This window comes from Acidobacterium sp. S8 (assembly GCF_009765985.1).
In the GTDB taxonomy this organism is placed as follows: Bacteria; Acidobacteriota; Terriglobia; order Terriglobales; family Acidobacteriaceae; genus Alloacidobacterium.
In genome coordinates this window covers 30,040-48,407 of the sequence record NZ_LMUM01000023.1, presented here as the reverse complement: position 1 = coordinate 48,407, position 18,368 = coordinate 30,040, and the positions used below count along the sequence as shown (strand labels likewise).

The following is an 18,368-nucleotide window of genomic DNA, read 5'->3' as shown; positions in this document are numbered from 1 at the left end:
TTGGTGAATTGTTTTTATCATCGACGGTCAACGTCATTGTGATCGGCTGGATCTATAAAGCAAACGCTTGTCTAAGCAAGTGTCCTTCCAGATCCGACTTTGGTTCAAAGACAGGAATTACATGTAACGCAGGGAGTTGCAATCCACAACGTTGGGCGGCAACGAAGTAATAGATAAAAAGTCCGCAGCTCCAGGCAAATGGAGCGCCGGACGCGAGCAAGGTAGTTTTTAGGAGGCGGGTATGTGGAAAACGATTCGTGGCAGCCTTATGGTTGCCTTGGCATTGTCAGGTATCAATGGCTTTGCGCAGAACACAAATTCCGGAGACATTCGCGGAACAGTTACCGATGCAACCGGAGCAGTAATCCCTGATACCGCAGTCAAAGTTGAAGACGTGGACAAAGGGGTTGTTCGCACCTACACGACAGATAGTGCGGGATTATTTGATACCGGACCCATCGTTCCGGATCATTATCTGATCACTTTCTCAAGAGATGGATTTCAGACCTATGTGCGCGGACCTATTACGCTACAGGTGGGCATTCAGACAGTAAACGCGCAGTTAACTGTCGGTGCGGCATCACAGGAAGTCATCGTGAAGACGGATGTGCCGCTGCTGGATACTGAATCCGGCTCGCAAACATCCACTCTTACATCAAAGACCATGGCCGAACTGCCGCAAGTCGGAGCAGATTGGCAGAATTTTGTGATTCTGCTGCCCGGCACTTCGGGCGTCCAGCAGAACTCTTCGAATGCGCTGAACCCCGGTCAGATAGCCGCGATGAATGGCAATCTTCCATACAGCTCAGTGCTTGCTGATGGTGCTACAACGACGCTGCCCATGAGCCAGAACTCCGACGTGAATGTCTTCGAGACTGTATCTGAAGTAAAGATCAGCAACTCGGCATTCTCGGCACAGTACGGAATCGGCGGCATTATCTTTAACCAGATTAGTAAGGGTGGCTCCAATCAATGGCACGGTGTTGGATATGAATACTTTCAGAACGACGCCATGAATGCCAATCCTTATGCCTTCGGTCAAAAATCGACGGTTCCATTTCTCCGCTACAACAACTTCGGCGGATCTGTCAGCGGCCCGATTTGGAGAAACAGGCTCTTCTTTTATTTCAACTACGACAAGACCCTCCAGAACGGCGGCGCTTCTAACGGGTTCATCACTGTTCCCACCGATCTCATGAGAAGCGGCGATTTTACCGGCCAACCCACGATCTACGATCCAACGACGCAAACCGTCGACGCGAACGGCGTGGTACACCGCAAGTCCTTCGCAGAGGAATATAACAACGGCAACAAAATCCCGACAAACATGGTCGACGCCGTTGCTGGTGCCATTCAGAAGTACTATCCGGAACCCAATGCAACTGGAACACTTACCAACGGTCAGGTAACCAACAACTACTTCTACAACACACCCAGCAGCAATCCATTCACTAAGTATTTTGGTCGCCTCGACTACGACGTCACGCAAAATAACCGCCTGACTGTCTCTGAAACGAATAGCGACAACCCAGCCACCTATCTGAATCAGGGAATATGTCCGATTAACTGTCAGCATGGAGACGTCAGCCGGGATAACGCGCAAGTATCCGACGTATGGACCTTCAGCCCGAATTTCATCAATGAAGCCCGCATGGGTTTCACCGATCAATTGAACTTCTTCACGCCGTACTCCATCAACCAGGGCTTTCCTGCAAAATTGGGATGGCAGTTCTCAAAAGCAGATGTCTTCCCGGACGTTGTTGTGAGTGGCGCCTGCTGTTATGAACTTCAACCCGCATCGAACGCGGTCTATAAAGAATTTGTCTTTGATCCTTCAGACGTAGTGACGTTGATTCACGGTCGCCATGTCCTGCATTTTGGCGGTGAATTCCTCATCAGTCGCGCAGACTCCACTGCTTGGGGCAACATCAACGCGGGCAAAATGCAATATAACGGCGTCTACACCACTTCCACCCAGGGCGACAATGCCAATTCAGGCGTTGCATACGCGGACTTCCTGCTTGGGTATACACAGGCATGGAGTGCACAGGTCACGCCGGAATGGGGTGGCAGACTCAAAAGCCCCCAGCTTTTTGTTCAGGACGATATCAAGCTGCGTCCAAACCTCACAGTGAATGCGGGCATTCGTTTTCAGGGCATGACTGGTTGGCACGAGGTGAAGGGCAATATGCGTGCCTTTGATCCGAATGTTATGAATCCTGCTACCAATACAAACGGTGCTATGTGGTACGGCGTGACGCACGCAAATGGCCGTGATAGTTTGCAGGCATCGGTCTGGAGCACATTCCTTCCTCGCGTAGGATTCGCATACCAATATCGTCCGAACACGGTCATTCGCGGCGGCTTCGGACTTTACGCTTATACATGGAGTGACGATACGTATGGCGCGGGTATGGGTGCCGCATTCGGCTCCAGTGGTGGACTTACCGACACAACCAATGGCGTGAACCCTGTAACCTTGCTTGGCGGCGATGGCAGTTCAGTTTCGCAGCCCAGCGGCTTAAGCGTGAATTCAGCCTATCTTTCGTCGCCGACGACTCCTGATGCCTACAACGGACAGGACGTCTCATACAACCAGTACCACACGCCGGTGCCTAAGATTTACCAGTGGAATTTCGGTGTCCAAAGAGAACTCAGCACCAATATGATGTTCGAGATCGCTTATGTGGGCAGTCACGGATATAACCTGAACTTCCCGGTTGATGTTAACCAGGTTCCCGAATCTAAGCTCTCTCTGAACGACACAGGCAATAAGCCGTATCCAGTCTTCGGTCAGATCACCGGGAGCACCAATAACGTAGTTTCGAATTACAACGCATTACAGGCCTCAGTCCAGAGACGCTTCACCTCCGGGCTGGAGTTTAACTTCAACTACACCTGGTCGCACTTCCTCGATGAGATGGACTCTTCCGGTTGGGGCAGCCGCGGTGGGTGGCAGAACTACCAGAATGCCTATGTTCCTTCCGCCAACTACGGTGCATCGAACTTTGATATACGAAATATGTTCAAGGGCTCGGTCGTCTATGAGTTGCCGGTTGGAAGAGGAAAGCCATTCCTGAACAATAGCGCTTTGCTCGACGAAATTATCGGAGGGTGGCGCACTTCCACAACGATTATCCTCCAGGGTGGCAATCCCTTCCCCATCACGACGGGTGGTAATAACAACTCATACAATCAGTCGGGAGACTACACGCAGTATCCCAACGTTGTCGGGAATCCGTTGAATGTTCCAGGTGGACGCAGCATCAATGAGTGGTACAGCATGTCTGCGTATGCTCAGCCTGCTGCCGGCACGTACGGAGATTATCGACGGAACAGCCTCTATGGCCCCGGACTTACAAACGTGAACTTGTCTCTTGGAAAGAGCTTCCCTATCTGGGAACGGGTAAGCTTTGAGATTCGCGGAGATGCAACGAACGTCTTCAACCACGCCAGTTTTGGACAGCCAAACGGTGTCTTCGGACCCGGACAAGCTTCCACGATTACTACTGTGACTGTGGGCGGACGCTCCATGCAGCTCTACGGAAGAATTTCTTTCTAACCTCCCATTGTCTTGCTTTGAAGGACGGCGCAACCACGCCGTCCTTTGTATTTTCTGAGTGTTTTCCATCTCCCGGTATGATGTGATTGCTATGCCCTCGAAAGCCGTTTTGTTCGCCGTTATCCTCTGTTCAGCCGCTCCAGTTTTTTCCATTGGACAAACTCCAGCTAATAAGCAGGAAGAGATTAACCAGCATTTGCGTCTGGCGCAGCAATATCTGCATGGGCAGCGGCCCGATCTTGCTATCCCCGAACTGAAAGCGGTCGTCGCTCTGGACCCAGAGAACGCCGATGCCCAGGGAAACCTCGGCGTGCTGCTGTTCTTTCGCAACGACTATGCCGGTGCCGTACCGCATCTTCGTGCAGCCACCAGGCTGCAGCCAAACTTGTGGAAGATTCAGGGATTGCTCGGCCTGGCGGAGCTTCGAACGAATGACGTACGCACCGGTCAACAGGATTTAGAAGCCGCGTTTCCTCATCTCACCGAGGAGAAATTTAAGTTCGAGGCAGGCCGGGCTTTACTCGACAGCTACACCGCAACGGGTGATCTTGAGAAGGCGGCTACGATCGCATCGGCGTTGTTGGCTTCCGATCCTACTAACACCGCGATGCTGTATACCGCCTACCATCTCTATAGCGATCTCTCAGATAAAGCGATGATCACCATGGCTTTGACAGCCCCGAACAGCGCGCAGATGCACCAGCTCATGGCGCGCGAACTGGCTCGGCACTCAGATGATACGGCAGCTATAGCAAATTACCGTGAGGCTCTTCAGCTCGATCCCAAACTATCCGGCATTCATACTGAGCTCGGAACGCTTCTCTTCAATTCAAGCGAGGAAAACCTGAGAGCGCAGGCGGAAGGCGAGTTCAAAGCGGCGATTCTGGCCAATCCCGACGACGAGAAAGCGCAGCTGATGCTCGGCATCATTGCGGCAAAGCGCGGTGATTACAAGGCCGCATATGATTCTGAATCACGCGCATTGAACCTGCAGCCGGACGATAGCGACGCAATGCTGGAACTGGCTAAAGTGCTTGTCTCCATGCATCAGGATGACAAGGCGCAGCAATTGCTGGAGCGCGCGGTCGAAATAGACCCTACGAACTACGTGACGCATTATCGTCTCGCTGCGTTGTATCGACGGCAAGGGCAAATGGAAAAGGCAAATGCGGAAGTTGCCGCGTACAAGAAATACAAGGATATGACGGATAAGCTGGAAAAAATCTTCCACGACATGCGAGTCGCTTCGAACCAGAAAAATGCCGACGCTTCCGATGTGCCTGAGTAGCTCAGCACAAACGAGTATTAGCTAACACCAAAAGCTGATCCATACCAGAGACTAAATACTTTTTTTACTCAATAGCCAATCGATCGAAAAAGCACCCGCGCCTTTGACGATGATGAGCAGGCAAAGCGCGAGGACCAGTAGGTGGTATTCAAAGCCTTCACCTTTTTGCGTGCCATACCAGTTCATAAAGAAGCCCACCGCCAGGTGAATTTTTACGATCGCCACCAGCATGACTATGCTGATACCGAACGCCGCAATCCTGCTGAGAAATCCGACGATAAGACCGATGGCGCCGAGAAATTGCGCCAGAATTGACAAAGCCGCAAAGATGGCTGGAATTCCAAGTTGCGTAGTGAAAAAGTGCATCGTAGCGCTGAAACCATAGCCGCCAAACCATCCCATGGCCAGCTGCCCTCCGTGGATAAAGAACACAATACCCAATACCAGTCGGGCAATCGCAAGAGCGATATCGTTCGTGGTGTGAAGAATAGGTTTCATTTATGCGCCTCTCGCCAGGAAATTTGTTGTAACAGATTGATCGAACAGAATCGAAAAGGCATGAAGTGTTTTCAGCTCGAAGCTTGGCAATTGGTTGCCGCTTCTATAGATTGGTCGGAGTCAGTGAAGAGACAATATGCTTCAGCTAAAAACGCTTAACGATATCTTCTTTCTGGTTGCCACCGGTGCACACCCGCGCGCGGTTCTATACATGGATGCGACAGGGAAATGGCAGGCATTTTCGGGTATGCAGATATACCAGCGTGTGTGTGCCTTCGCCAATGCTCTCGCCGCATGGGGAATAGGAAAGGGGGACCGGGTTGCAATTCTGGGAGAAAATCGCTGGGAGTGGGCGGTCGCCGACTTTGCCTCGCTGGCAATTGGAGCAGTGGATGTTCCCATCTATCCCACACTGACTGCGGATCAAATTGGTGATTTACTGTCGGACTCCGGCGCTCGCGTGGCGGTTGTTTCTTCCCGGCAGCAATATGACAAGGTAGCCGCCGTCCGTGGAAAGACAGCCATAGAACGCATTGTGCTGATGGATGATGAGGGCGTAGCCGACGCAGTGCTCATGTCGTCCCTATTGAAGGATGCGGACAGCAGCGGAAACGATCGTGACCCCGCATTTGACCGCGCGGCCTATGATATAGGTCCAAACGATCTGGCAACCTTGATCTATACCTCCGGCACAACGGGTGAGCCAAAAGGCGTCATGCTCACGCACGGAAATATAGCTTCGAACGTGAACTATTCGCTGGCCGGGTTTGAAATTTCATCACAGGATTCCTGCATTTCTTTCCTGCCGCTTTCGCACATCACCGCGCGGCATCTGGATTATGCGATTTATACCCGGCAGGCGACGGTTGCCTATTGCCCGGGCTTTGAAAAATTGCCAGCTGCGCTCAAGGAAATACGACCCACTGTTCTAGTGGGGGTGCCGCGCGTCTATGAGAAAGTTCGACAGGAAGCAGAGCGGCAAGCTTCACTCTCCGGAGCCAAGAAACGTATCTTCGGCTGGGCGATTAAGACCGGTCAAAAACACAAAGAAGAAATTCTCCAGGGAAACACGCCATCCAGTCTCGGTTGGAAGATGGCGAATAAGCTGGTCTTTAGCAAAATTCAACAAGGCTTTGGTGGGCGTGTTCGCTATTACATCGCCGGCGGAGCTCCTCTTGGAATCGACACAGCCGGCTGGTTTGCGGGTATGGGCATTCGAATACTCGAGGGATACGGTTTGACAGAAACGTCGCCCGTACTGGCCATCAACACATCAGGAGCCTATCGCATAGGCTCGGTAGGAAAGCCTCTGCCAAATGTGGAATGCCGGATCGTAGAAGACGGCGAACTACTGGTTCGCGGACCCAATGTCTTTACCGGTTATTGGCACAAACCAGGTGAGACAGCAGAATCCTTCGATACTGAGCACTGGTTTCGTACCGGAGATATCGGTCGTATCGATGACGATGGCTTTCTTTACATCACGGATCGTAAAAAGGAGCTCCTGAAGACTTCCGGCGGAAAACTGATCGCGCCTCAGCCGATTGAAAACAAGTTGAAGTCATTCCTGTTCATTGGACAAGCAGCTGTCGTTGGAGACAAACATAAATTTTTGAGTGCGATCATTTCGCCCAACTTTCCGGTTCTCGAAGAATGGGCAAAGCAGCAGGGAATCAGTGCGCCCACCCGCCGCGAACTGGTGAACAACGCAGCTGTAATGGCGAAGTACCAGGAAGTTGTCGACGAAGTGAACAGTACACTTGCGCAATTTGAAACAATCAAGCGTTTCTGCGTTGTATCTGAAGAGTGGTCCCTCGCAGGGGGCGAGCTGACGCCCAGCCTCAAGCTGAAGCGGCGTATCGTCAACCAGCAGTATGCCGAAGAGATCGCCGCTTTCTATACAGATGAGGCCACAGCAAAAGGCTAATCAGTCGTGGTCGATTGCGGAAGCAACATCGCAAACTGACACTTGTCGCTGCCTTCAGAGCAGACAAGAACGCCACGCCGGATCAACTTCGCCTGCGAATCTTTCGGAAACGGGACGTGAAATTCTGCTTTCTGTAGAGTGTCGCCAGCAGTTCTTAAACTCTCATCGCCATGAATGTAGGTAACGTTCTCTACTTTGTCTGGAGAAAACTGTACAAAGAATTCCGCCGACGCATACTGCTTCGTGACTTTGGAAATATAGACAGAACGTTGTTCGCCGAGTTCGCGCCCGGCATCGGCGTACACGCGAATGCCCTGGCTCTTTAGGGCGGCAAGTCTCTTTTCCATTTCAGTGCGGCCTTCAGGGTCAGGAGACATCCGGCTCGAAGCTTCTGCCAGAGAGTAGATGTTCGCAGCTTCCTGTATTTTGCCTTCCTTTTCGTAAATCTGTCCGAGGTGGTCGCCGACTTCACGATGCTGGCCTTCATACCAGGCTGCGTTCACATAGTTTTCTGCCAGAGGCAGGTTTCCTTTGCGGAAATAAATCCATCCCATCGTGTCCCATGTCGCGGTGACCAACTGCAGCCGGCGCAGATCAGAGTTGTTCAGATTTGCAAGCGTAAACTGCGAAGCCTCTTTATCCAGAAGCTCAAGAGCCTTCTTGCAGCTTGTCTCGGCTAGATCGAGATCGAGATTCGTATCTGCCAGCTCGTATGCCGCGTCATTCAGGATTTCTGGGTCGGTTGCTCCATCAAGAGCATTTCGTAGCGTGGCTTCGCCGTCCTTCGGATGTCCGGCGAAGATCTGCGCTCTCCCTGCCGGAATTGCAAGATTCTTGTTATTGGGCGACGTCTTCTGCGCCGCAGTAAGCAGATTGGCAGCATCCTGGTACTTCTTTTGCTGCATCAGAAGCGATCCCAGCCACAGCTCTGTAGCAGCATCATTCGGAACTACCTTCAACAAGGCTCGCAGCGTCAATTCTGCGTCATCGTATTGCTTGTAGTTGACCTGGACGCCGGCGAGAGCACGATAGACATTTGGATTGGTGGGATGAAGCGAGACTTCCTTCTTGAAATCAATAAGGCTCTCGTCAATATTGTTGTTGCGCATGTTAAGCGCGCCATATGCAGACCATAATCCAAGTTGTCGTGGATTTAACCTCTCCGCTTGTTCGAGCGAGGAATGAGCACCATCAAAATTCTTACTTTGTAAATCTAAATAGGCTTCGCGGACCAGTTGCTCTGCATCTGGATTACTGATTTCTTCAGCAACCGCAGCTACACCTGGGGCGGCTAACTGAACAAATCGAGCCTGATCATCCTGTATGTTCTTAACGAATTTCTTATAGGCGTCCCATTCAGAAACGGGGACCTTGCTTTCCAGCACCTCTACGCGCCGTTCAGCAACCAGATGATTTTTATCGTCAAATTTATAATCCGCCTCATAGGTAGCGAACGCCGTTGAATACTTCACCGATTTCGGCAGCACGGCGGTATATGCCTGCGGCAGCTCGATAACCGAGTGGCTTACCTCTACATGCGGAGCGCCCAGCGTCACCACGTCTGCTGGCTTGTCATCATCCTCTGCACTGGGCATGCCGAAAGGCATCATCGGCGGCTGAATGCGGCGATTCGTCCAGTCTGAGTATTCCTTGCGCGTGTAGTCGTAGGAGTAGTGAAAGGGATCGGCCGTATGCTCCGGAACGGAGACATCGAGATTGCTGATTGTTCCACCGAATCCAAGATTCTGAGAGATGCTTTGCGCCACATCGTTCCATTGCGTTCGCGATGTTTGATGGAAGACTTCGCGATACATCAGTTCGTTGTCTCCGCGCAGGCTCATGCTCATATGCCCCGTAAAGGTCCCGTGTCCGTCTAGCTTGCCGGTAGTCTCAAATTGATCGATGGCGGGAAAAGGTGGGTTCGCAGGCGTGCGCATCAAAGACGCAGGGCCGTGGTCAGGAATGACGAGTGCCTGCTTATCTCGCAATGGGTAGATCAGCATGCGGTAAGGACCGATCTCCGGCGTGCTGTCGAGCCATATCTGTTTGTCGCCGCGCGGCACCACTGTAATCACATGGTCGAACTGGCCCGGAGAAGGCAGGTCCGGATTCGGCTTGATCGAACTGCCGATCAGCGCCGGCCATGCGTCATAACCGGCAGTCTTTAACACGACGACCATCACCGGCGCTATTTCTTATTGGGTTTTCCGCGTGGACGAAGTGCGCGCGCTTCTCTGGCAGAAGGTCGCCGGGCGACTGCCCTCGTTTGCGTCGCGCAAGGGATAGCTCTCTTCGCTGCCGGCTATAGTCCGACGCTCATACGTGTGCGCGGATCGAGATAATCGCGCAGGGCATCGCCCAGAAAATTAAACGAAAGCACGCAGAGCATCACGGCGATTGCCGGAAAGATGACGAGATGCGGCGCGTCGAAGAGATGTGAACGTGCGTCGTTGAGCATTGAGCCCCAGCTTGCCGCCGGCGGGGGTACGCCGAGTCCGAGGAAGCTGAGGGTAGCTTCGGCGAGCACCGCACCCGCCATTCCGATGGCTGATTGCACGATGATAGGCTGCAGAATATTTGGCAGAATGTGTCGAATGAAAATGCGCAAATCAGTTGCGCCGAGGGACCGCGCAGCCTCGACGAATTCACGTTCACGCACCGCCAGCACCTGCGCGCGCACCAGCCGCGCGTAACCTACCCATCCGCCGATGGAGAGGGCAAGAATCAGATTGATGAGTCCGGGTCCGAGGAAAGCAACAAAGGCGATGGCCAGAAGAATTCCCGGCAGGGCAAGAAATGCATTCATGAGAAAGATGTTGAGGGCGATATCGAGTGCGCCGCCGTAGTAGCCCGCGAGGCCGCCTAGAACCACACCGAGAAACAGTGAGCAGGCCACGACAGAGGATGCTACCGCAAGCGAAAGACGCGCTCCGTAGAGCGTACGCGAAAAGATGTCTCTTCCTAACTCGTCAGTTCCGAACCAGTGTACGTGTCCGGGTGCAAGCAGGCGATGATTCAGATCGATGGCTGCGGGATTATACGGCGCGAGCAGAGGAGCGAAGAGCGCCATCACGATAAAAAGAACGAGGAGCGACAGGCCGATGATGGCAAGCGGCTGAGTGCGAAGGGTCTTTGAGAAGGAGATGGCCAAAGATGAGAGTAGCAGCAATCTCTGAGTGAAGAATTTCGATAACGGGCCACTTTTCCACAGAAAGAGTGGGTCGCGCCAACCGCTCTGTCAGCGGAGATCGCAGCCAAATACAGTAAAATAAGCACAAATAAACGAGCTGCGAAGTTTTCCCCATCTGCACGGGTAAGTCCTGAAAATTGCAGCCTTCAGTTTTGCGTCATTTTCAAAGTCCTTCTGGAAGATAGACAGCAAGCGATACAAACAAAGGAATCTTATTTATGAAAACCATCTTGAGGCTGGTGTTACTCGGAGTGTTGTTTGGCTCATGTACTGCCACATGGGCACAGAGTGCCGGCGCTGGAACGATCAGCGGCACGGTGACAGACACTTCGAACGCAATCATTTCCAACGCATCCGTAACCATTACGAATACCGATACAGGGGCTTCACGCACGCTGACTGCAAATGACGCGGGCAGTTATGTAGCGGCGCTTCTGCAGCCGGGCCACTACACCGTCTCTGTGAGCGCACCTAATTTTGGAAATTTCGAACAGAAAAATATCCAGCTGCATGTGGGTGACACTGTGACTGTCGATGCGCCTCTGCCTCCGGCATCGGTGCAATCGACGGTGCAAGTCTCGGCTGCGAGTCCGCTGCTCGATCCTGAGCGCACGGAAGTCTCGCAGGTGGTGAGCGAAAAGCTGGTGCAGAATCTGCCGGTGAATGGACGCCGCTGGGATGACTTTGTACTGCTGACGCCGAACGTAGTCAACGATGGCGGCAGCGGGCTCCTCAGCTTTCATGGCATCTCCGGCCTTTACAACAGCAATTTCGTCGACGGCGCCAACAACAACCAGATGCTGTTTTCTGAAGCGCGTGGACGCGCTTCCGGCGCTCCTTATATCTACAGCCTCGATTCGATCAGAGAGTTCCAGGTGGCTTCGGCGACCTACAGCGCAGAGTTTGGGCAGGCGGCCGGTGGGCAGGTGAATGCCATCACGAAGTCGGGTACCAATCAGCTGCATGGCGATCTCTTCTACTACTTGCGCTATCCGTCGTTGAATGCGCTCGATCCTTACAACAAGGGACAGGGGATTCTGAATCATAATCCGCTACTGCTCACGCAGCCGATTCACCAACAGCAGCAGTTTGGCGGCAGCGTAGGCGGCCCGATCCTTAAAGACAAGCTCTTCGGATTTTTCACCTATGACGGATTTCGCCGGGTGAATCCGGTGCTCTACAGCTCGACGGCGAGTATTTCGCTCACGCCTGCCGGCGCATACGGTGATCACGGTAACAACATCACGCCGGCGCAGTGTCCGAGCACCATTACTGCCGGTCAATGCTCCAATGCGATTCAATATCTGCAAGCGCTTTCCGGCAGCTATCCGCGTACTGGAGTTCAGGACATTTTCTTCCCGCGTTTAGATTGGCAGATCAACGATCGTAATCACGTCTTCGCCAATTTCAACTTCTCCAACTACCACTCGCCCAGCAGCTACGGATCCAATCCTTCGTACTCAAATTCTTCAGTCACGACAAACGGCTCGACCAACTTTCATGAGCGCTTCGTCGTTGCGCAGTGGACCGATGCGCTGACCGATCACTCTGTGAATGAAGTTCGCTTCCAGTGGGGACGCGATCTTGAGACTGCCGGAGCGAACGCTCCTGCTCCGAGCGTGTCGCTGACGAACGTGCAGACGTACGGCATGCCGAATGCTCTGCCTCGTACCGCGGAACCAGACGAACATCGCCTTCAGTTCACTGACGTTTTTTCAACGACTCACGGAAAGCACACGCTGAAATTTGGCGGCGATCTGAACCTCGTCCATGAGGTCATGATTAATCTGTATCAGGGTGGTGGTCTTTACAGCTACACCAAGGGCATTGGGCCTTCAGATAACTTTTTATCGTGGGTACAGGATTTCTTTCCTGCTTCTGCGTCGGATCCGCTGGCGGGAACGCACTACGACACGTTTGTGCAGACGATCGATCAGATTACGGGCACGGGCAAAGACGACTTCTGGATGAAGATGGTCGATGGTTTCGCGGAAGATTCGTGGAAGATCACGCATGACCTTACTCTCGATCTCGGCGTGCGTTATGACGTGCAGCTGACGCCTCAGCCCCTTCATCCGAACACGAGCACGCCGCTGACCACGTATTACAACCAGACGCTCAAGAATGTTCTTGATCGCGTTCAACCGCGTATTGGGTTCGCGTGGAATCCTCAGCCGGGGACGGTGGTTCGCGGTGGTTACGGCATGTTCAGCGCGCTTAACCAGGGCAGCACTTACTATGCGATGCGCGTAGAAAATGGCGTCTACCAGACGAATTACAGCTTTACCGGTTCGGGTGGCACGGGTGGCACATTGCCAACGGGCGCGCCACTCTTCCCGAATGTGCTGTTCACTCCTCCGGGCCCCGCGCTGAATTCAACACCCTTGTACGGAGTGCCTACCCCGGCGAGTTTTGGCGGAGCGCCCTCGACGGTGACACCACTTCCTGCAGGGTTTAAGCCGGTTCCCAGCTTCCACGGACTGGATCCGAATTTCGTACCGCCGCTCGCACACGAAATGCAACTTGGTGTGGAACAGCAGATGCCCGGACGCACGACCCTCTCAGTTGGGTATGTGGGCACACGCGGTCTGCACCTTCCAACTTTTGTGGACGCAAACTTGATCGGCCAGACGCCGAGCAGCACGAAGACCTATCAGCAGATCGACGCAAGTGGAAATGCGGTCGGCCAGTCGTTCACGCTGCCGTTCTATCTACCGTCGGATCGTCGCGACAGCACGATTGGTTCACTCAATACCGGCTTCAGTTCGGTGAACAGCTGGTATCACTCGATGGCTGTCACCGTGAAGAAGCCATTTGAAAATGGTCTTGAGCTGTTGGTGAACTACACCTGGGCGAAGGCTGTCGATTTAGCGCAGGTGCCGGGAACCTACGGCACGTTTTACGGCTCCGATTCGCCACTCGATCCCAATAACCTAAAGTTGGAATCTGGCCGCTCCGATCTTGATGTTCGGAACCGGTTTGTCGGCAGCGTCGTATACCAGCCGCAGATTCTGCGCAGCAACTGGTATGTGAAGAACCTGTTTGACGACTTTATTTTCTCTGGTACGGCGACCGAGAGCACTGGCTTCCCGGTTACCGCTTCACTGAGTGGTTATCCGAAGGGCGGCGCGGATGGCGGCGTGACGGGTGGTCTGATCAGCTCCGGTTCCGGCACGGCGGCAAATGGACGCGTTCCAAACCAGGTGGCAAGCCGTAACGCGTTTCCTGGGCCTGGAATTCGTAATATTGATTTTCGCGTGACCCGGAATTTTCCGATCACGGAGAAGATCAACTTCCAGATTCTCGGCGAAGCTTTCAACCTGCTGAACCAGCGGATTAATCAGGGCGTGAACACGACTGGCTATTCGTTGCTGACGGCCGGCGCTGCGGGATCGGGAGCCTGCAAGAACTTCGACGCCAGCGCGCTTACCGGTGGATGCATTGCGCCTACTACTGGCATTCCGCTGGGTACGCCGACTTCGACTAGCAGCCTGCTGTACGGGGCGCGACAGCTGCAGTTCTCGGCAAAACTGTTCTTCTAAACCTGAACCCTGCGACAAAAGCCCCGCTGAAAGGCGGGGCTTTTTTTGTTTTATTCGCGGATTGCTATCTGGTAATGCCCACTACGGATGGCTCAGTTATCTAAGGGCAAAGGCAATCCTCAAAGAAAAATGCCATCTCGATTGCGAGATGGCATTTTTCACAGGACTGTTGCAGAGCTATCCGACGAAATCTACTTTCACGGGATGCGGAATGATGCCGCGTTCGTAGCCGAGAGTGAGCAGCTTGCGGATGGCTTCGCGGCCGTCTTCACCGTAGTTCAGCGTGCGCTCATTGACATACATGCCGACGAATTTGTCTGCGAGGTTTGTATCGAGGTCGCGGGCAAACTGCATGGCATAGTCCAGCGCTTCTTCGCGATGGTCGAGTCCGTGCTGGATGCTGTCGCGCAGAGCCTGCGTGACCTTGAGCATGACATCGTTTCCGAGAGAACGGCGAATCGCGTTGCCACCCAATGGCAACGGCAGCTTTGTTTCTTCGCGCCACCACTGGCCGAGATCGATGATCTTATGCAGCCCGCTCTGTCCGTAGGTTAGCTGACCTTCGTGGATGATGAGCCCGGCCTGGAAATTTCCGGCCTGCACTTCAGGAATGATCTTGTCGAAGGGGACTACTGCGGTTTCGATTTCCGGAGCGAAGAGTTTCAGCGCAAGATATGCCGTTGTCAGGGTACCGGGAACAGCGATTTTAATTTTCTTGACTTCGCTGAGGGTGAATTTCTGGCTGGCTACGATCATAGGCCCGTAGCCTTCGCCCACCGACCCGCCGCAGGCCATCAGGGCGTAGTTGTCCTGAATATAGGGATATGCGTGGAATGAGATCGCCGTTACATCGTAGAAGGCCTCGTTCATTGCCCTCTGATTCAGTGTCTCGATGTCGCACAACGCATGGGTAAATTTGTAGCCGTTGACGCGAATCTTGTTTGTCGCCAGCCCGTAAAACATAAAGGCGTCGTCCGAGTCGGGACTATGTGCAATCGCAATTTCGCGTGTCTGCGCAGAGTTTGAATGCGGTTCAGCAGATTCGGTTTTCGGAGAAGAAGCGGATGCAGTCACTGCGGGTTTGATTCCTTTCTACTTCTATAGGAGCGCGAACTCTTCGCGGCGCTCACGCAATGGGGGTGGGAGGAAATCAGCGGTTAACCGTTTCTTCCATTCTACGCACACGCAGCCAGCCGGCGGCAATGGCCGCGGCAGCGCAAACCTTGAGCGCGTCTCCGGGAAGAAAGGGGACTACTGAGAGAGAAAGCAAATTGGAAATATGCTGATGCGTGACGATTGCCAACCAGTCTGTACCGCAGGCGAGAATCATGAGGTCGCCGACTCCGGCTGCGACCAATCCCTTAACGAATGAACCGATGCGCAGGCGCTGATACATAACGCTGACAAGCGCGGCGACGAAGGGGTAAGACATCAGATATCCGCCGGTTGGTCCCATCAACTGGAGAATTCCGCCCGGACCCTGTGGTGTAAAGACGGGCAGACCGGATGCGCCTTCAACTAGATAGAGAGCCAGTGCGGCAAAAGCGGCGGATGGGCTCATGAGCAGGCCGAGGAGCAATACGGCAAACGGCTGCAGGGTCATGGGAACGGGGGTGAAGAAGAGCGGCACGGAAATATGTGCGCAGATGGCGACAAGTACACTGCCGGCGACCACGGTTGCGGTCCAGCGGGCTGCTGCGTAACCGCGTGTATTGCCGGCGGCGTTAGACGATGCTGAGATCAGAGCCATAGATCGAAGTTCTCCCGGTTATTCAGAGTCGGACTTAGAAACGGTTGCCGGTTCTTCCAATGTTTCTGCTTCCGTGTGCGGTTCGCCATGCGCTTCATGACGACGTACGTGGCGGGCAACAGCAACCGCTGTCCAGATGAGCGCAAAAATGCTCAGGACGAAAACGACATAGAGCACACGCATGGGTCAAATTGAGAATAACAAAAAGTCGGGTGTGCTATTCGACAGATTCATCGATCCACTTCAGGTACGCTGAACTGCCTCCATTTGCGGGGAGAACCAGAAACTCCGGTACTTCATAAGAATGCAGGCTACGCACGGCGGCTTCCAGGGCCTCGAGCTTTTCCACACGGGTTTTCATCAGGAGCAGCACTTCTGAGGATTCTTCGACTGCGCCCTGCCATCGATAGACAGATTGAATTTCATTCAGAATGTTGACACATGCCGCGAGCCGCTGTTCGACGAGGGAAGATGCCATGCGCCGCGCTTCTTCCAGTGAAGAAACGGTGGTCAAAACAACTCGATAAGGCTCCATGAATCCATCCGGCGATTTAAGATGACAAGGCAGCAGTATCCTGTTCGCTTCCTGCATCCTAAAACAGTCATCCCTTATTTTCACAACCACTTGAGGAAAGAATCATGGCCACGCAGATCAAGTTTGGAACGTCCGGCTGGCGCGCCATCGTCGCCGACGAGTTTACTATCGCCAACATTCGCCGCGCCGTTACCGGCATCGCCAAGTATGTTGCCGCCCAGCCGGGAGTGAAGAATGTACTGGTGGGGCGCGACCCGCGTTTTCTGGGGGAAACGTTCGTTGCCGATGCGGCAAAGATTCTAGCCGCCAATGGAGTGACCCCGATCGTTATTTCTGAAGCGGCCCCGACGCCTGCGATTGCCTATGCCGTGCGGCAGCTCAAGACTGGCGGTGCCATCAACTTCACCGCCTCGCACAATCCGCCGGAATATAACGGGATCAAATTCTCGACGCCAGACGGTGCGCCAGCCCTGCCGGAAACGACGAGCAAGGTGGAGGCGGCCATCGCCGCGCTTGGCGAAGAGGCGGTTCCGGCACCGCCTGAGCCGAAGGCGAAATTTGAAGAAGTGGATGTAAAGGCTGATTATCTGAAGCATCTTGCGGAACTGATGGACATCAAAGCGATCAAGAAGGCGAATATCAAGGTGGTTTGCGATCCTTTCTGGGGAGCGGGACGAGGCTACGCCTCGCAGCTGCTTGCGGATAACGGCATCGAAGTGGCCACGGTGCACGACTACCGCGATGTTCTGTTTGGCGGCCATGCACCGGAGCCGGATGATCATCTTTTAGGCGATTGCAAGGCCAAGATGAAGGAAACCGGTGCTGCCATTGGAATTGCTACCGACGGCGACGCCGACCGCTTTGGAGTTGTCGATGCGGACGGCACCTTCATCCAGCCGAACTACATCATTGCGCTTCTTTTCGATTACCTGGTTGAAACGCGCGGCTGGAAGAACGGTGTCGCCAAATCGGTAGCGACGACCAACCTGGTGAATGCGCTCGCCGATCTGCACAAGGTTCAGCTCTATGAAACGCCTGTCGGGTTCAAGTACATTGGCGCCCTGATTGACGAGGACAAGATTGCCATTGGCGGGGAAGAGAGCGCGGGATTAACCATTCGCGGCCATGTTCCAGAGAAGGACGGCATTATCGCTGGACTGCTCGTCACCGAGATGGTTGCCGTTCGCGGCAAGAGTGTTGGGCAACAATTAAAGGAATTATTTGCCAAGGTTGGTTCCTTTTATCCATTAAGAGAGAACTTCCGCTTGACTCCGGAAGTGAAAGAAAAATTTACTGAGAAGGTAAAGGAAGATCCGAAGACGCTGGGCGGCCGCAAAGTCACGCAAGTTGTCCGCACCGATGGATTGAAGCTGATTCTCGAGGACGGCTCGTGGGTCTGCTATCGGCTTTCGGGAACGGAACCGGTGGTACGCGTCTATTCGGAAGCCCGGAAAGAAAGCGACAGCGAACCTCTGAGCCAGGCGGCAAAAGACTGGGTGCTGGAATAGATTCAGCGTCCGATAAGTAAGCATAGTGCGGGTTTCGGCCCGCACATGACGTAGTGGAAGGGAAGGGGCCGAGGCCCCTTGTATCAGGATGAAACAGGTCGTTCAAAATCCGAATCTGATCCGGGCAGTCGGCGTGGCGTACCACATGCGCAGGCGACTTGCTACGGCAGCGGCTGTGGTGCTGGCGGTGTTTCTCGGCTACCACGTAATCTTCGGTCAGAACGGCGTTACCGCATACCAGGCGAAACGGGTGGAAGATAAAGAGCTGCAGAAGCAGATTCTTCAGCTGCAGGATGAAAACGGACGCATGAAGGACCACGTCGATCACCTGCAGAATGACCCCGATGCGATTGAGCACGAAGCTCGCGAGCGGCTGCACTATACCCGTCCGGGGGAAGTGATTTACACGCTGAACGATAAGCCTGCGGATCCCGCTGCTGCAAAGCCTTCCACAACGAAATGACATAAGGATGGATTGCCGGTGGGGAGTATTGGGGATTCTTCACCTGTGACTCAGAGTGTCGGCATTTTTAGCTCGTAACCGTGAGCGCGGAAGTGCCGGATCCCG

The 18,368-nt window shown here is 53.7% G+C and carries 12 protein-coding genes; 6 read left to right on the top strand and 6 right to left on the bottom strand.

Annotated features, from left to right (window positions below; translation table 11 throughout):
• Window positions 1-241 precede the first annotated feature (241 nt).
• Together GSQ86_RS08390 and GSQ86_RS08385 are read left to right on the top strand one after the other, a co-directional pair.
• The gene (locus GSQ86_RS08390; RefSeq protein WP_158749517.1) at window positions 242-3,562 is read left to right on the top strand and encodes a carboxypeptidase-like regulatory domain-containing protein; all 3,321 of its coding nucleotides are present in this window, start codon (window positions 242-244) and stop codon (window positions 3,560-3,562) included.
• A gap of 91 nt (window positions 3,563-3,653) precedes the next feature.
• Window positions 3,654-4,850, top strand: coding sequence for a tetratricopeptide repeat protein (locus GSQ86_RS08385; protein ID WP_158749516.1), 1,197 nt, complete (start codon window positions 3,654-3,656; stop codon window positions 4,848-4,850).
• A gap of 51 nt (window positions 4,851-4,901) precedes the next feature.
• On the opposite strand, the gene GSQ86_RS08380 is transcribed toward GSQ86_RS08385, so the two are convergent.
• On the bottom strand, window positions 4,902-5,348 hold the full coding sequence (locus tag GSQ86_RS08380) for a DoxX family protein (protein WP_158749515.1): 447 nt from the start codon (window positions 5,346-5,348) through the stop codon (window positions 4,902-4,904).
• A gap of 136 nt (window positions 5,349-5,484) precedes the next feature.
• Between GSQ86_RS08380 and GSQ86_RS08375 the strand changes: the two genes are divergently transcribed.
• Window positions 5,485-7,275, top strand: a complete 1,791-nt coding sequence (locus tag GSQ86_RS08375; RefSeq protein ID WP_158749514.1) for a long-chain fatty acid--CoA ligase — start codon at window positions 5,485-5,487, stop codon at window positions 7,273-7,275.
• Here GSQ86_RS08375 and GSQ86_RS08370 read toward each other — a convergent pair.
• Together GSQ86_RS08370 and GSQ86_RS08365 are read right to left on the bottom strand one after the other, a co-directional pair.
• The gene (locus GSQ86_RS08370; RefSeq protein ID WP_216841061.1) at window positions 7,272-9,446 is read right to left on the bottom strand and encodes a lipopolysaccharide assembly protein LapB; all 2,175 of its coding nucleotides are present in this window, start codon (window positions 9,444-9,446) and stop codon (window positions 7,272-7,274) included. The two genes, GSQ86_RS08375 and GSQ86_RS08370, sit on opposite strands and share 4 nt — an antisense overlap.
• A 131-nt stretch (window positions 9,447-9,577) precedes the next feature.
• The gene (locus tag GSQ86_RS08365; protein WP_254062233.1) at window positions 9,578-10,444 is read right to left on the bottom strand and encodes an ABC transporter permease; all 867 of its coding nucleotides are present in this window, start codon (window positions 10,442-10,444) and stop codon (window positions 9,578-9,580) included.
• 239 nt (window positions 10,445-10,683) lie between these two features.
• Here GSQ86_RS08365 and GSQ86_RS08360 point away from each other — a divergent pair, with 239 nt between their 5' ends.
• Entirely contained in the window at window positions 10,684-14,007 is a 3,324-nt protein-coding gene (locus GSQ86_RS08360; RefSeq protein ID WP_158749512.1) for a TonB-dependent receptor, read from the top strand.
• A gap of 177 nt (window positions 14,008-14,184) precedes the next feature.
• Here the strand turns inward: GSQ86_RS08360 and GSQ86_RS08355 are convergent, their stop codons facing one another.
• From GSQ86_RS08355 to cutA, 3 genes are all read right to left on the bottom strand, one after another.
• Window positions 14,185-15,081: an MqnA/MqnD/SBP family protein gene (locus tag GSQ86_RS08355; protein WP_158749511.1), complete on the bottom strand. Its 897-nt coding sequence runs from the start codon at window positions 15,079-15,081 to the stop codon at window positions 14,185-14,187.
• A gap of 76 nt (window positions 15,082-15,157) precedes the next feature.
• On the bottom strand, window positions 15,158-15,757 hold the full coding sequence (locus GSQ86_RS08350; RefSeq protein ID WP_158749510.1) for a biotin transporter BioY: 600 nt from the start codon (window positions 15,755-15,757) through the stop codon (window positions 15,158-15,160).
• A 217-nt stretch (window positions 15,758-15,974) separates the two neighbouring features.
• A complete protein-coding gene (gene cutA / locus GSQ86_RS08345; protein ID WP_158749509.1) occupies window positions 15,975-16,292 on the bottom strand; it encodes a divalent-cation tolerance protein CutA in 318 nt (105 codons plus the stop codon).
• 104 nt (window positions 16,293-16,396) lie between these two features.
• On the opposite strand from cutA, the gene GSQ86_RS08340 reads away from it, so the two are divergent.
• Together GSQ86_RS08340 and GSQ86_RS08335 are read left to right on the top strand one after the other, a co-directional pair.
• Entirely contained in the window at window positions 16,397-17,800 is a 1,404-nt protein-coding gene (locus GSQ86_RS08340; RefSeq protein ID WP_158749508.1) for a phosphoglucomutase/phosphomannomutase family protein, read from the top strand.
• 88 nt (window positions 17,801-17,888) lie between these two features.
• Window positions 17,889-18,263 (top strand): septum formation initiator family protein, encoded by a 375-nt coding sequence (locus GSQ86_RS08335; protein ID WP_158749507.1) that lies wholly within the window; start codon window positions 17,889-17,891, stop codon window positions 18,261-18,263.
• Window positions 18,264-18,368 lie beyond the last annotated feature (105 nt).